This is a genomic window from Kallipyga gabonensis, assembly GCF_001286805.1.
GTDB lineage: Bacteria > Bacillota > Clostridia > Tissierellales > Peptoniphilaceae > Kallipyga > Kallipyga gabonensis.
In genome coordinates, this window is record NZ_CXYV01000002.1 from 669,321 (window position 1) to 682,654 (window position 13,334).

Annotated in this window: 12 protein-coding genes; 9 read left to right on the forward strand and 3 right to left on the reverse strand. The window is 55.7% G+C overall.

The features are described from left to right. Nucleotides 1–76: 76 nt before the first annotated feature. The 8 genes from BN2373_RS04475 to sufU all read left to right on the forward strand — a co-directional run bounded on the left by BN2373_RS04475 (nucleotide 77) and on the right by sufU (nucleotide 9,311). On the forward strand, nucleotides 77–862 hold the full coding sequence (locus tag BN2373_RS04475) for an Mrp/NBP35 family ATP-binding protein (protein ID WP_082338301.1): 786 nt from the start codon (nucleotides 77–79) through the stop codon (nucleotides 860–862). Nucleotides 863–875: 13 nt separating this feature from the next. Next, nucleotides 876–2,867, forward strand: coding sequence for a transketolase (tkt, locus tag BN2373_RS04480; protein WP_053942944.1), 1,992 nt, complete (start codon nucleotides 876–878; stop codon nucleotides 2,865–2,867). Nucleotides 2,868–2,884: 17 nt separating this feature from the next. Next, entirely contained in the window at nucleotides 2,885–4,039 is a 1,155-nt protein-coding gene (locus BN2373_RS04485; protein WP_053942945.1) for a glycosyltransferase, read from the forward strand. Between the two features lie 172 nt (nucleotides 4,040–4,211). Then, on the forward strand, nucleotides 4,212–4,985 hold the full coding sequence (gene sufC, locus BN2373_RS04490; protein ID WP_053942946.1) for a Fe-S cluster assembly ATPase SufC: 774 nt from the start codon (nucleotides 4,212–4,214) through the stop codon (nucleotides 4,983–4,985). Between the two features lies 1 nt (nucleotide 4,986). Further along, nucleotides 4,987–6,480: a Fe-S cluster assembly protein SufB gene (gene sufB / locus BN2373_RS04495; RefSeq protein WP_238379625.1), complete on the forward strand. Its 1,494-nt coding sequence runs from the start codon at nucleotides 4,987–4,989 to the stop codon at nucleotides 6,478–6,480. Next, nucleotides 6,480–7,568 carry a SufD family Fe-S cluster assembly protein gene (locus tag BN2373_RS04500; RefSeq protein WP_053942947.1) on the forward strand — a complete coding sequence of 363 codons (1,089 nt, stop codon included), beginning with the start codon at nucleotides 6,480–6,482 and terminating at the stop codon, nucleotides 7,566–7,568. The genes sufB and BN2373_RS04500 overlap by 1 nt, the downstream gene beginning before the upstream one ends. Further along, nucleotides 7,558–8,862, forward strand: coding sequence for an aminotransferase class V-fold PLP-dependent enzyme (locus BN2373_RS04505; protein WP_238379626.1), 1,305 nt, complete (start codon nucleotides 7,558–7,560; stop codon nucleotides 8,860–8,862). The genes BN2373_RS04500 and BN2373_RS04505 overlap by 11 nt, the downstream gene beginning before the upstream one ends. After that, complete coding sequence (sufU, locus tag BN2373_RS04510) at nucleotides 8,862–9,311, forward strand: Fe-S cluster assembly sulfur transfer protein SufU (protein WP_019133929.1); 450 nt, start codon at nucleotides 8,862–8,864, stop codon at nucleotides 9,309–9,311. The genes BN2373_RS04505 and sufU overlap by 1 nt, the downstream gene beginning before the upstream one ends. A gap of 404 nt (nucleotides 9,312–9,715) precedes the next feature. Here the strand turns inward: sufU and BN2373_RS04515 are convergent, their stop codons facing one another. The 3 genes from BN2373_RS04515 to BN2373_RS04525 form a co-directional block, all read right to left on the reverse strand. Beyond that, nucleotides 9,716–10,654: a pyridoxamine kinase gene (locus BN2373_RS04515; protein WP_053942948.1), complete on the reverse strand. Its 939-nt coding sequence runs from the start codon at nucleotides 10,652–10,654 to the stop codon at nucleotides 9,716–9,718. A gap of 4 nt (nucleotides 10,655–10,658) precedes the next feature. Next, nucleotides 10,659–11,591: a radical SAM protein gene (locus BN2373_RS04520; protein WP_053942949.1), complete on the reverse strand. Its 933-nt coding sequence runs from the start codon at nucleotides 11,589–11,591 to the stop codon at nucleotides 10,659–10,661. A gap of 116 nt (nucleotides 11,592–11,707) precedes the next feature. After that, nucleotides 11,708–11,998 (reverse strand): glutaredoxin family protein, encoded by a 291-nt coding sequence (locus tag BN2373_RS04525; protein ID WP_053942950.1) that lies wholly within the window; start codon nucleotides 11,996–11,998, stop codon nucleotides 11,708–11,710. Nucleotides 11,999–12,694: 696 nt separating this feature from the next. On the opposite strand from BN2373_RS04525, the gene hpf reads away from it, so the two are divergent. Next, nucleotides 12,695–13,261: a ribosome hibernation-promoting factor, HPF/YfiA family gene (hpf, locus tag BN2373_RS04530; protein ID WP_053942951.1), complete on the forward strand. Its 567-nt coding sequence runs from the start codon at nucleotides 12,695–12,697 to the stop codon at nucleotides 13,259–13,261. Nucleotides 13,262–13,334 lie beyond the last annotated feature (73 nt).

Below are 13,334 nucleotides of genomic sequence, written 5' to 3' on the forward strand. Positions count from 1 at the left end.
CCCGGTTTTTATCGGGAAGTCTCTTTGAGCCGGAAGGCTCCTTGAACACAAGAAAGGTCACAGAGAAATGCCAGAAATGAACCGGCCTCTCCAAAAGAAGGCCCACGAGAAATCAAAGATTGACCATGTCATCGCCGTCATGTCGGGTAAGGGCGGGGTGGGAAAGTCCATGGTGACTTCCCTGGCCGCCTTGGCTACCGCCCGGTCGGGCTGGAATACGGGGATATTGGACGGAGACATCACCGGCCCCTCCATCCCCAGAGCCTTCGGTTTGAGCAAGGGCTTTGAGATGGTGGGCAAGGTTCCTCATGCCCGGGAATCCAATGCCGGCATCCAAATCGTTTCGGCCAACCTCATCCTGGGCCACGAAGAGGATCCTGTCCTGTGGAAGGGACCCATGGTGGGTCAGGCGGTCACCCAGTTTTGGACCGATTTTGTCTATTCCAACGTGGACTACCTTTTTGTTGACATGCCCCCGGGAACGGGCGATGTTCCTCTGACTGTCTTCCAGTCCCTCCCGGTGGATGGGGTCATTATCGTGACCTCACCCCAGGACCTGGTGTCTATGATCGTAGGCAAGGCCATCAATATGTGCCAGATGATGGGAATCCCCATCGTGGGCCTGGTGGAAAATATGTCCTATTTCGAGGCTCCCGATACAGGAAAGAAATACAAGATCTTCGGGGACAGCCATATCGAAGAGGTCTGTGCGGACAAGGGTCTGGATCTTCTGGCCCGGGTCCCCATCAACCCCGACCTGGCCCGGCTCATGGACCGGGGCCGGATCGAAGAAGCGGATACTGCGGTTTTCAAACCGCTTGTTGATAGAATTGTCCAAATGACCCGGAAGTCCGTTGACTAACCCACAAGGAGGTATGAACGTGAACAAGATGGACCAAGTGGCGATCAATGCCATTCGAATGTTAAGTGTTGATATGATCAATAAGGCCAAGTCCGGCCACCCCGGTCTGCCGCTGGGATCGGCCCCTATGGCCCATGCCCTTTTCACCCGGGTCATGGACCAGAATCCCGCGGATGCCCATTGGCCCAACCGGGACCGGTTCATCCTCTCCGCAGGACATGGGTCGGCCCTCCTTTACTCCCTCCTCCACCTGTCCGGCTATGACCTGACCATTGATGACCTGAAGAACTTCCGCCAGCTGGATTCCAGGACTCCGGGGCACCCGGAGGTCCACCACACGGATGGGGTGGAAGCCACGACCGGCCCTCTGGGTCAGGGGATTGCCATGGCTGTTGGCATGGCCATGGCGGAAAGGCACCAGGCTGCTCTCTATAACACCCAGGACTACAAGGTCATGGACCACTTCACCTACTTCCTCTGCGGGGATGGGGACCTCATGGAAGGGGTGTCCAATGAGGCGGCTTCCCTGGCCGGCCACCTGGGCCTGGGCAAGCTGATCGGCCTTTATGACTCCAACCGGATCTCTTTGGACGGCCCCCTGGACCTTTCCTTCTCGGAGGATGTGGCGGGTCGCTTCCGGGCCCTGGGTTGGCAGGTTCTGACGGTGGAAGACGGTAACGATGTGGAGGCCATTGAATCGGCCCTTCGCCAGGCCCGGGAGGAGGAGAAAAAGCCCAGCCTGATCGAGGTAAAGACCGTCATCGGCTACGGTGCTCCGGGTCAGGGGACTTCCAGCGTCCACGGGGCTCCCATCGGCGACGAGGGACGGGTCAGCCTGGCGGAAAACCTGGCTTGGGCTCGCGAGCCTTTTGATGTGCCCGATGAAGCCTATGCCCTTTATAAAGAAGCGGTAGCTGACCGGGGGCGACAGGCCCAGGAAGCCTGGGAGGCGACCTTTGCGGCCTATGAGGCGGCCTATCCGGACAAGGCCAAGGCCTTCCGGGATGCTTTCGAGGGCATCTTGGAACCGGACTGGGCGGAAAACCTCCCCACTTATGACGTGGGCGAGTCCAAGGCGACCCGGGTCAACTCCTTCGAGATGATTCAGGAAGTGGCTAAGGCTGTCCCCTATTTCTGGGGTGGGTCGGCTGACCTGTCAGGGTCAAATAAAAGCGACATCAAGGGGGAAGATAAGTTTGTCATCGACTCGGATGAGGGCAGAAATATCTACTACGGCGTCCGTGAATTTGCCATGGCGGCCATCAATAACGGGATCTACCTCCACGGGGGATCCAAGATTTTCTGTGCCACCTTCTTTGTTTTCTCGGACTACCTCCGTCCGGCCGCCCGCCTCTCGGCCCTCATGAAGCTCCCCACCATCTATGTCACCACCCATGACTCCGTGGCCGTCGGGGAGGATGGCCCCACCCATGAGCCCATTGAACACCTGGCCTCCTGGCGGTCCATGGTCAACATGGACCTGGTCCGTCCGGCTGACGGAAACGAGACCCGGGCGGCATGGATTTTGGCCATGGAATCCACCGACCGGCCCACCATGCTGGCCCTCAGTCGTCAGAGCCTCCCCATTCTGGAGGGAACCAGGGAAAAGGCCATGGACGGAGTACGAAAGGGAGCCTATGTCCTCTCTGAAGCCCAGGGTCAGGCCCAGGGCATTCTGATTGGAACGGGGTCGGAGGTCCAGGTCTGTCTGGAAGCCCAGAAGATTTTGGCTGACCGGGGGATCCCTGTCCGGGTGGTTTCCATGCCTTCCATGGCCCGGTTTGAGGACCAGGATCCGGCTTACAAGGAATCGGTCCTTCCTCAGGCTCTGACCAAGCGGGTTTCCATCGAGGCGGGAGCCGGTTTCGGTTGGGACCGTTACGTGGGTCCTCAAGGCAAGGTCATCTCCATCGACCGCTTCGGCCTTTCCGCACCCGGCGGCCAGGCCCTGGAGCACCTGGGCATGACGGCGGAAAATGTCGTCGATCGCTTTTTAACGTTATAAGGTTTCTGAACGATACTATGTATATTCTCATCCTCGGAAACGGCATTCCGACCCCGACCTATCCCAAGCAAGGGGCCTTTGCCTTCGACCAGGCCTGCCTTCTGAAGAAGGCAGGCCTCCCGGTTGTTTATGGGTCCATCGACCTCCGATCCATCCGAAGAAAACGCCCCCTGGGCTTTCTCCGGACAAACAAGGAAGGGGTTTCCTGCTACCAGGTGTCCCTTCCTTTAGGCTCCATCCCTCAGGGGGTCAAGGAAAAACTGGGTACCCGGGCTTTCCGCCGGCTCCTGGACCGGATTATGGAGGAAGAGGGAGAGGCTCCTCTTTTTGTTCACGCCCACTTTCTCAAGGTGGGGGAAGTGGCCGCTCCGGTTTGTGAAAGGAAGGGCCTGGCCCTCTATTTAACGGAGCATTCCTCCCTCCTCCATGAATCCCCGTTGAATCCGGGAATCAAAAGACGGGCTAAGGATCTTTATCCCCGGATCCATCGCCTGATTACGGTCTCTTCTTCCCTCCAAAAGAATATTCGGAGGGAAACCGGCTTTGATTCCACGGTAATCAACAACGTGATCGATACCTCCCTTTTTGTCTCATCTGCAGGTAATAAGGAGAATGAACCTTTCACCTTTGTTTCCGCCGGCAACCTCCTTCCCATTAAAAATTACGATGTCCTCCTCCGGGCCTTTGCCTTCCACCGGGAGCATTTCCCGAAGAGCCGTCTGGTCATTTTCGGGGATGGTCCGGAAAGGGAAAAGCTGGAAGCCCTGGCTGAGGACCTCCACATCAGGGAGGCGGTCACCATGGAAGGAATGGTGGAGAGGGCAACCATCGCCCGAGCCTATGGAAAAGCCCAGGCCTTCGTCCTCCTCTCCCGGAAGGAAACCTTTGGGGTGGCTTTTGTGGAAGCCCTGGCTTCCGGCCTTCCTGTCATCGCCTCCCGCTGCGGGGGTCTGGATGATTATATGAAGGAAGACTACGGAGAAGTGGTGGAGGTGGGGGATGCCTTTGCTGCCGGCCGGGCCATGGACCGGATGGTGAAAACCATCGATAGCTATGACCGGGACAAGATGGCCCGGGAAGTGGCGGAGAAATTCTCCTGGGGGACCATTGCCCGGGAATTGGTCGACCTCTATCGAGAGGACTATCCCCAGCTGCCGGAGGCTCAAGTGTGATTGGGATCAAAAATCCGGAAATGTGATTATAATCAATGGAAGAGAAGAAACCATCCCCTATCTTGAATAGTGGATGGTTTTATTGTTCAGTTTCCTTTTTCCCGACCGTCTTAAAAAGGGAAAAAGCGGTATATAAAAAAATGCACGCTGTCAGAAAGAATGAGGAGTGAATATGGCAAATTTACTGGAAATAAAAGATCTGCATGTTGAGATTGAGGGCAAAGAAATCCTGTCCGGGGTCAACCTGACGATCCATCCCGGAGAAGTCCATGTTGTATTAGGACCTAATGGTGCCGGCAAGTCCACCTTAGCCAACGCCATCATGGCCCATCCCAAATATAAGATTACTCAGGGAGACATCCTTTTTGAAGGGGAGTCCATCCTGGAATGGACGGCGGATGAACGGGCTCGGAAGGGGATTTTCATGGCCTTCCAGAACCCCCAGGAGGTGCCCGGGGTCAGCGTAGAGGACTTCCTTCGGGCTTCTGTTGCCCAGAAGACGGGGAAGAACCCCTCCATTATGAAGTTCAATAAGGAAATCAACCGGAAGGCAGAAGACCTGGAGATGGGCGGGGACCTGTCCGGCCGCTATCTCAACGTGGGCTTTTCCGGGGGTGAAAAGAAGAAGACGGAAATCCTCCAGATGCAGACACTGGACCCCAAGTTCGTCATGTTGGATGAAATCGACTCGGGTCTGGATGTGGATGCGGTCCGGGTGGTCTCCCAGGGGGTAGCGGACTTCCTCAACGAAGACAAGTCCTGCCTCATCATCACCCACATCTCCACTATTCTGGCTTCCCTCCATCCCGACTTTGTCCACGTCATCATCGGGGGCAAGCTGGTCAAGGAGGGTGGTCCCGACCTGGTTGACAAGGTTCAGGAAGAGGGCTACGGCTGGATCCGGGAGGAACTGGGTCTGGAGACCAAGTCGGAAGAGGAGGCCTAAGATGGACCAAGACCGTATGGACCTGGCCCATGCCCGTCACCTGGAAAGGAAGGCGGAGAGGGACCGGAGAAAACAATCAAAGCGGGTCACTCCGCCGGAGAGGACGGATGTGTCCGACCAGCGGCGGGGGGTCTACGATATTAAAAACAGTCTGGACTATGATTATAAAACGGAAAATGGCCTGTCGGAGGAGACCGTCCGGGAGATTTCCAAGGAGAAAAACGAGCCTGACTGGATGCTGGAAAAACGGCTGGAAGCCCTGGAGATTTTCAATGCCTCCGAAAACCCCAATTGGGGTCCTGACCTGACCCCGGTGGACATGGACAAGATTTCCGCCTATGTCCGGCCCAAGGCCCAGAAGGCTCGGGACTGGAAGGATGTTCCGGATGAGATCCGGGACACCTTTGAGAAGCTGGGGATTCCGGAAGCTGAGCTTAAATCCCTGGCCGGGGTGGGAGCCCAATTTGACTCCGAGATCGTCTACCATAACATGAAAGACTTTTTGGGCGAAAAAGGGGTGGTCTACACCGACTTTGAGACAGGTGTTCGGGAGTATCCCGAGATCGTCAAGAAGTATTTCGGAACCCTCATTACCCCCCGCCTCCACCGATATGCGGCCCTCCACTATGCCGTTTGGTCGGGTGGATCCTTCGTCTACGTCCCCAAGGGAGTCAAGGTGGACTTCCCCCTCCAATCCTACTTCCGCCTGAATGCCCCGGGGGCGGGACAGTTTGAGCACACCCTGATTATCATCGAAGACGGGGGAGATTGCCACTTCATTGAAGGCTGCTCAGCTCCCAAGTACAATACCCTGAACCTCCATGCCGGGGCCGTGGAACTCTTCGTCGGAGAAGGGGCCCACCTCCGTTATTCCACCATCGAAAACTGGTCCCGGAACATGTACAACCTCAACACCAAACGGGCTCAGGTGGAGAAGAAGGGGAAGATTGAGTGGGTGTCCGGCTCCTTTGGATCCGCCGTTTCCATGCTCTACCCGGCTTCCGTTCTCAAGGGAGAAGGGGCGGTGTCGGAATTCACCGGGATTACCTTCGCCGGCAAGGGCCAGTACCTGGATACCGGGGCCCAGTCCATCCACCTTGCTCCCCGGACCTATTCTTCCATCAACTCCAAGTCCATCTCCAAGGGTGGGGGAACCTCCATCTACCGGGGAACCGTCGTCATGGGGCCGGACTCCCAGGGGTCCCGCTGTGCCCAGGACTGCGAGTCCCTCATGTTGGATCCGGAATCCCGGACCGACACCATCCCTTCTATCCGGGTGGAAAATGAGGATGTGGAACTGGGCCATGAGGCCAAGATTGGATCCATCGATGAGGATGCCATCTACTACCTCATGACCCGTGGAATTCCGGAAGATGAGGCCAAGGCCATGATCGTTCGGGGATTCGCCGAACCGGTGGCCAAGGAACTGCCCATGGAATATGCCGTGGAGATGAATAACCTGATTACTTTGGAACTGAAAGGAGCGATTGGCTGATGACAAGTGTTAAACAAGGCCGCGGGTCCGTCCTACCCGCACTGACCAATCGCTGGATGAAGGCCAACGATGTGGAGACTGACCTCCTGGTCATGGAGAAGAATGCGGTCCTGGATCCCTTCCAACCCGACTTTGAGTCGGATCGGAAGACCCAGGTTCCCTTCCATACGGCCCGGGACCTGGAGGAGGATCCCCGGGGAATTTCCCGAGACCTTATGGACCAGAACAGGATCTTTGCCAACTACAAAAACCATACCGAGCTTGAGGAAGGGGACCATTACCGGGTGGACTTCACCCTGTCCGATGATCAGCCCATTTTGGTGGATTCCCACCAGTTTGACCTTCCGGAAGGCCACCGGGCAACGGCCATCATCTCCACCGCCTCCCAAGGGGAGGGGGCCTACTACCGGAACGGAGCCGTTCGGGTCCAGCTGAAAGAAGACGCCCTTCTCCACTTAATTGTACTTGACCAGGTGGATGAGGGAGTCAGTTCCAACCTCTCCTTGATCGCTGACATGGAGGACGGGGCTGAGCTCAAGCTCACCACGGTATGTCTGGGTTCCGGTAAGTCCAACTTCTACCTCTGGGGAGACCTGGTGGGTTACGAATCCAAGGCCGACATCCACACCGCCTACTTGGGTTGGGGTCAGGCCAGGATGGATTTTTTTTACAATGTCACCTTCTTCAACCACTTCACCGATGGCCACATCGAAGCCAATGGAGCCCTCCTGGACCGTGCCTACAAGTCCTTCCGGGACACCCTGGACTTCAAGGAGGGCTCGGTAGGAGCCGTCGGGGGAGAGGAAGAGTTCACCCTCCTTCTCTCGGAAGAGGCCAAGTCCCTGGCTGTCCCTATCCTCCTCTGCCATGAGGACCTGGTCCAGGCCAACCATGCCGCCTCCAACGGCAAGCTGGACGAGGATATCCTCTTCTACCTCATGAGCCGGGGCTTCCCCCGGTCCGAGGCCGAGGGCCTCATCGTCGAATCCCGGATGCGGCCTTCCCTGGACCGGATCCCGGATGAGGACCTTCGGGAGAGCCTGAAGCAAGTGATTCACGAAAGGATTGTCAACCGCCATGGAAAATAAGAAAGAAAAGCTGAACGAGATCCCCATGACCATGGACCGGGTCCTGGCCATCCTGGATGATCCGGGCTTTGACCTGGAGGCTGTCCGGGCCGACTTCGACTATCTCAAGTCGGAGGGGACCCCCATCACCTACCTGGACAACGGGGCGACCACCCAGCGGCCCAACCCCGTCATCGACCGGGTGGCGGACTTCTACCGCTATGAGAATGCCAACCCCCTCCGGGGCAACCACCGGCTTTCCCTCTATGCCACCCAGGCCTATGAAGAGGGCCGGGCAAGGGTAGCGAAATTTATCCATGTCGGCCACAAGGAGGAGGTCATCTTCACCCGGAATGCCTCCGAATCCCTCAACCTGGTCTCCTACATCTGGGCCCTCCACTACCTGAAGGAGGGCGACCGGGTCATCATCTCCCGGATGGAGCACCACTCCAATTCGGTGAACTGGCAGTTCGCCTGCCAGCAGTCGGGGGCGGAGCTGGTTTATGTCGAGCTGGACGATGACTTCTCCTTCGACATGGAGGACTACAAGTCCAAACTCAACGACCGGACCAAGGTGGTGGCCTTCACCGGAGCCTCCAACGTCCTCTCCTCGGAGCCCAATGCCAGGGAAATCATCCGTCTGGCCCATGAGGTTGGAGCCATCGCGGTCATGGATGGGGCCCAGGCCGTCCCCCATGACCCTATCGATGTCCAGAACCTGGACTGCGACTTCCTGGCCTTCTCCGGCCACAAGATGTTGGCTCCCTTTGGGATCGGGGTTCTCTATGGGAAGAAGGAGATCCTGGAGAAGATCCCTCCCTTCCTCTATGGGGGAGAGATGATCGAATATGTGGAGGACCAGACCTCCACCTTTGCCCCCCTGCCCTACAAATTTGAGGCAGGGACCCAGAATGTGGGCGGGGTGGTCGGCCTCCATGCCGCCATCGACTATATGGAAGCTATCGGGATGGACAAGATCGCCCGCTATGAGAAGGCCCTGGCCGAATACTGCGCCCTTAAGATGGAGGCCAGGGAGGACCTGGAAGTCTATCGGCCCCGCCATTCCGCCAGAGGAACCGCCGTTGCCTTCAACATCAAGGGGGTCCACCCCCACGACGTCTCCACCATCATGGACTCCATCGGCATCGCCATCCGGTCCGGCCACCACTGCACCCAGCCCCTTCACCGGGGTCTATGTATCGCTGCCTCATGCCGGGCTTCCTTCGCCTTCTACAACACCAAAGAAGAGGTGGACAAGCTCTTCGAAGGGATCGACCTGGTCCAGGAGACCATGCATCCAGAGGAGGTCCGCTGATGGATATGAAAGCCCTGTATTCCAAGATCGTCATGGCCCATGCCAACTCCTCGGACTATAAGTATGACCAGGAAAACCCCGACATCGTCGAAGCCGGCCACAACCCCTCCTGTGGGGATGAGATTGAGCTGGAACTGACCATGGACGGGGATGTGATCAAGGAAGCCTCATACACCGGCCAAGGCTGCGCCATCTCCCAGGCCTCCACCTCCCTCATGTGCGAACTCATCGAAGGGGAGACTGTCGACCAAGCCTACCAAAAAGTGGAAGACTTCCTGGCCATGATCACCGGACAAAAGACCGATATGGAAGAACTCGAAGAATCCCTGGGTGACGCCGTCGCCCTCCAATCCATCGCCTACATGCCCCAACGGGTCAAATGCGCCGAACTCGCCTGGCACACCCTGAAAAACCTCATCGACAAGAAGAGGTTGGGCGAAGGGAAATAAGAAAACAAAAAAGCCCCCGGCCGCTTGGCGGTCAGGGGGTCTTTTTGTGGAGGGGTGGGCTCATGGCAGCATGAAGGGCTCATGTCGGCCCCCAGTCCCACCGGCACCCGCGGGGCCTTCTGTTAGCTTGATGGGGATTTTAGTGAAAAAAAGACATCGCCATACCCCTCCGAAATGAGGTTTTTAGTGAAAAGAGGGGCAACGCCATACCCCTCCGAAACGAGTTTTCAGCGAAAAGAGGGGCATCGTTATACCCCTCCGGAACGAGGATTTTGGCGAAAAGGGCGGCTCAGCTTGGCCCCTCCCCGAAATGGGGATTTTGGCGGGAAGGGGGGCTTCGCCAGTCCTCCCGACCCCGCCGGAACCTCAGCTTGTCTCCGCCGCCCCGCCCGCGGGGCCTTCCCTCACTTGCCCGGATTTCCCAGGAAGTCTTTGCCGGGGGCGGGGACTTTCCGGAGGCTTTCCCGCCCTTCCCGGTAGCCGGGGGTCAGGGTTTGGTCCCGGTCGACCAGTTGACCCAGCTCCGGGAGGAAGGCTTCCAGGAAGACCCCGTCGGTGTAGGGTTCGCCGTAGGTCACGCTTCCTTTCATGAGCCGGAGAACTTCTCCGGCCGCCGTGTCACAGGCCTTGGCAAATGGAGATCCCGTCATCAGGAGGCCCAGGAGGATGGCGGAGTAGAGGTCACCGGTTCCCTGATATTGGACATCAAAGTAGGACTGACTGAAGCTGATGAACTCCCCGTGGTCATATACCCGGCAGGCAATTTCGCCTTCTTTTTCTCCGGGGCAGGAGGTAACGACGATCTGTTGGGGACCCATATCCGCCAGTTCTTCCAGGAGGCCCCGGAAGGCTTCGGGGCCGACCTCGGGATTGTAGGGCCGGTCTAAGAGAAGGAAGAGCTCGGTCAGGTTGGGAGTGACGACATCGGCCTGGGTAACCAGTTTCCGCATTTCTCCCGCCATATCGGGGGAAATTGAAGCGTAGAAATCGCCCCGGTCCCCCATTACCGGGTCAACCATGACCAGGCTATCCTCCCTGCGAAAGTCCCGGATCAGGCCGCTCACCAGGTCACATTGGCGGGGGGAGCCCAGGAAACCGCTATAAATGCTGTCAAATTCCAAATGGAGGTTTTTCCAGTGGGCGAAAGTGGCCTCCATGGTGTCAGTAAGGTCGCAGAAGGAGTAGCCCGGGAAGGCTCCTCCGGTGTGGGTGGAGAGGACGGCCGTGGGGGCGGGAACAACCTGGATCCCCATAGCAGAGAGGGTAGGGATAACCACCATGAGAGAAACCCGTCCGAAGCCGGAGAGGTCATGGATGGCACAACAGCGTTTTAGTCTTGGCATACTATCAGCTCCTCGTATTCCGATAACTTTCTATCCCGCAGTAGTTCACCGTTTCCAGTCCACCAAGCGACTTGAGGGTCCGGATAAAGGCTTCCGTATCCTTTACCCCTCGTTCTTCAAGGAAGTGGACCAGCTCGAACCGGTTCATGGGGTGACGCTTGCAGATGGTCAGGACCGCCTGGAAGGGGTCCTCCTCCGCACTGGTGAAGTCTTGATCAGTCAGGTAGTCCAGGGCAATCCCACCCAGGATGTCAACCGCCGCCTGAACCCTTTTGTGGTCGGGTATCTTGACGGTAGAATCAGCCGGGGGACGGACCGGGGTGTTGACGTAGACCCGGTCGGGCTTAATCTCATCAACCAGAGCCTTGATTGCTTCCAACTGGTCCGGGCTGTCATTTATCCCTGCCAGAAGCATGACTTCCAGCCAAAGCTGGCCTTGGAAATCCTCGGCAAAGGACTTGAGCCCCTCAATGATAGCCGGGAAGGAGATATGGGGAGAGGGGCGGTGGATGGTCCGCCAGGTAGCCTCATCGGCAGATTCCAGGGAGGGAAGGACAATGTCCGCCTTCATCAGGGCCTGACGAACTTCCGGCCGGTCCATGTTTCCGGAATTGGTGATGACGGCCACCGGCTTGGTCTGGCGGGTTTTTAAGCCCTCAATTAATTCACCCAGTCTGGAATAGAGAGTGGGTTCCCCTTCTCCACAGATAGTAACCGTATCGTAGTCAATTCCTTCAGCCAGGAAGCTGTCCAACTCATCCAGAAGTTCATCCAGAGGGATCCATTCCTTCCGCTCTCCACTCATCCGGGTGGTCGCCCCCAACATACAGTAATTACAGGCATAGTTGCAGGTCTTTCCGGGAATGGGGCTGACCCCCAGGGACCTGCCCAGTCTCCTGGAGGGGATTGGCCCATAAACGTGTTCATGCTCCTTCACCATTGACTCCTCTCGTTCGGCGATTTCTCTTTTAGCGATTTGCCACAAAAAAAGAGATGACCACAAAACCTGTGATCATCTCCCGGTCTTGTTCAGGCTCGTTCTGTCACTTTTCCTTAAAGGGGGCAGGTGTTTCCACCAAGATCATCGGCATCCTCCCCTTGCCCATCAAGGAAATGATCCCTGAGGTATTGGATGATGTCTTCAGATTCGTACATCGCCTGGTCATCAATGAAAAGACAGGGGACCATATCCTGCCCACCCTTTTCGATCAGGTAGTCTTCGTTGGCGGGATCGGCCTTGATGTCCACTTCCTCAATGCCTTCAATGTGGTTTTTCTCGATAAAAGAGCGAACTTTCTTACAAAAGGGGCAAGTTTCTTTATAAAAGAGACGGTACTGTGTCATGGCTTTTCCTTTCTTTTCTTTCTGCTTTGGTATTCCGATGAAAGATCATGGATTTCCACCGGATACCGTCCACTGAAGTCTATTCATAAATGTACCCACTTCTTCGCTCTCTAAAAAGGAAAGGGAGATCTTACGGAAGGACTTGATATTTATTAGTCACCCTCCCGTGATTTGAGAAAGGTCATGAATACATATTCGAGCTTTGGGTCAAAAATAAAGTTGGGCCATGAAATAATCCGATGATTACTCACATAATTATTATTCGAGATTTTATGAATAGGGTCAAGATCTTGTTACCATGGTCAGAAAGACCACAAGAGAATTGATAAGTTTGCAGACCTTTGTACATTTTATTCTTGACCGGTCTTGGCCTAGCGGTTTTGTCATAAAAGTCAACCGGATCTTTTTTGGGAAACTTATCCACCGTTTTGTGGAAAGAATGTGGACAAAAATCCCGCAAACATGGCTTATCCTCAAAATTATCCACATTATCCACAGGGTTAGGGAAGAGATTTGTCCACAAGTATCCCAAAATGTTCCAGGGCTTTTCTCACCAACTATTTATACAAAGGGCTATGTTAAGCCCTTGTAAAAAAATCTATTCATCCGGTACCCAATTCTTATTGATGAATAGGTTTTGTAAAAAATAGAGTGGGGTATGTAAAGAGAAAGTAAATCAATAGAAGGAGGCTCCATATGAAAGTTCATTTTGTTGGAAAAAATATCTCCATACGTGATAACTTTAAGGACCTGACCCTTGAAAAACTGGAACGACTGGACAAGTACTTTGACGAAGACGTCAAAGCGACCGTCACCATGTCAACCGAGGGGAGCCAGGAGAAGAGGGTGGAAGTGACTATTCCTGTTCCCGGCTCGGATGCCATTCTCCGTGCTGACCAGACCTCCTTTGATATGCTCCAGAGCGTCGACCAGTGCGTTTCGGCCCTGGTTTCTCAGATCCGCAAGTACAAGACCAAGCTGAAGAACCGTCATAAGGATGGAACAAAGACCGGCTTCCTCTTTGATCAGATCGAAGACCTGCCTGAGGAGGCGGTTGCCGATGATGTACCGGACATTGCCCGTGTCAAAGAAATCGACGTCCAGCCCATGACTCCGGAAGAAGCCGTTCTTCAAATGGACCTTCTTGGTCACGATTTCTTCCTCTTCCTCAATATGGAAGAAGACACCCTCTCCGTAGTCTACCGGAGAAAGGCCGGAAACTACGGCATGATTACACCAAGTGAAGGAAGATTCATTAAATAAGATTTCCGAAAAAGTATTCAGGTTATCCAAAACGTCTTTTCATGTCTATTCAGGTCCCGTCCTTGCGACGGGA

What these genes read in the sequence shown, in the direction of transcription:
- hpf (WP_053942951.1), top strand. Translation starts at nt 12,695, where the DNA reads ATGAAAGTTCATTTTGTTGGAAAAAATATCTCCATACGTGATAACTTT.
- BN2373_RS04485 (WP_053942945.1), top strand. Translation starts at nt 2,885, where the DNA reads ATGTATATTCTCATCCTCGGAAACGGCATTCCGACCCCGACCTATCCC.
- sufU (WP_019133929.1), top strand. Translation starts at nt 8,862, where the DNA reads ATGGATATGAAAGCCCTGTATTCCAAGATCGTCATGGCCCATGCCAAC.
- BN2373_RS04475 (WP_082338301.1), top strand. Translation starts at nt 77, where the DNA reads ATGAACCGGCCTCTCCAAAAGAAGGCCCACGAGAAATCAAAGATTGAC.
- BN2373_RS04515 (WP_053942948.1), bottom strand. Translation starts at nt 10,654, where the DNA reads ATGCCAAGACTAAAACGCTGTTGTGCCATCCATGACCTCTCCGGCTTC.
- tkt (WP_053942944.1), top strand. Translation starts at nt 876, where the DNA reads ATGAACGTGAACAAGATGGACCAAGTGGCGATCAATGCCATTCGAATG.
- BN2373_RS04525 (WP_053942950.1), bottom strand. Translation starts at nt 11,998, where the DNA reads ATGACACAGTACCGTCTCTTTTATAAAGAAACTTGCCCCTTTTGTAAG.
- BN2373_RS04505 (WP_238379626.1), top strand. Translation starts at nt 7,558, where the DNA reads ATGGAAAATAAGAAAGAAAAGCTGAACGAGATCCCCATGACCATGGAC.
- sufB (WP_238379625.1), top strand. Translation starts at nt 4,987, where the DNA reads ATGGACCAAGACCGTATGGACCTGGCCCATGCCCGTCACCTGGAAAGG.
- BN2373_RS04500 (WP_053942947.1), top strand. Translation starts at nt 6,480, where the DNA reads ATGACAAGTGTTAAACAAGGCCGCGGGTCCGTCCTACCCGCACTGACC.
- sufC (WP_053942946.1), top strand. Translation starts at nt 4,212, where the DNA reads ATGGCAAATTTACTGGAAATAAAAGATCTGCATGTTGAGATTGAGGGC.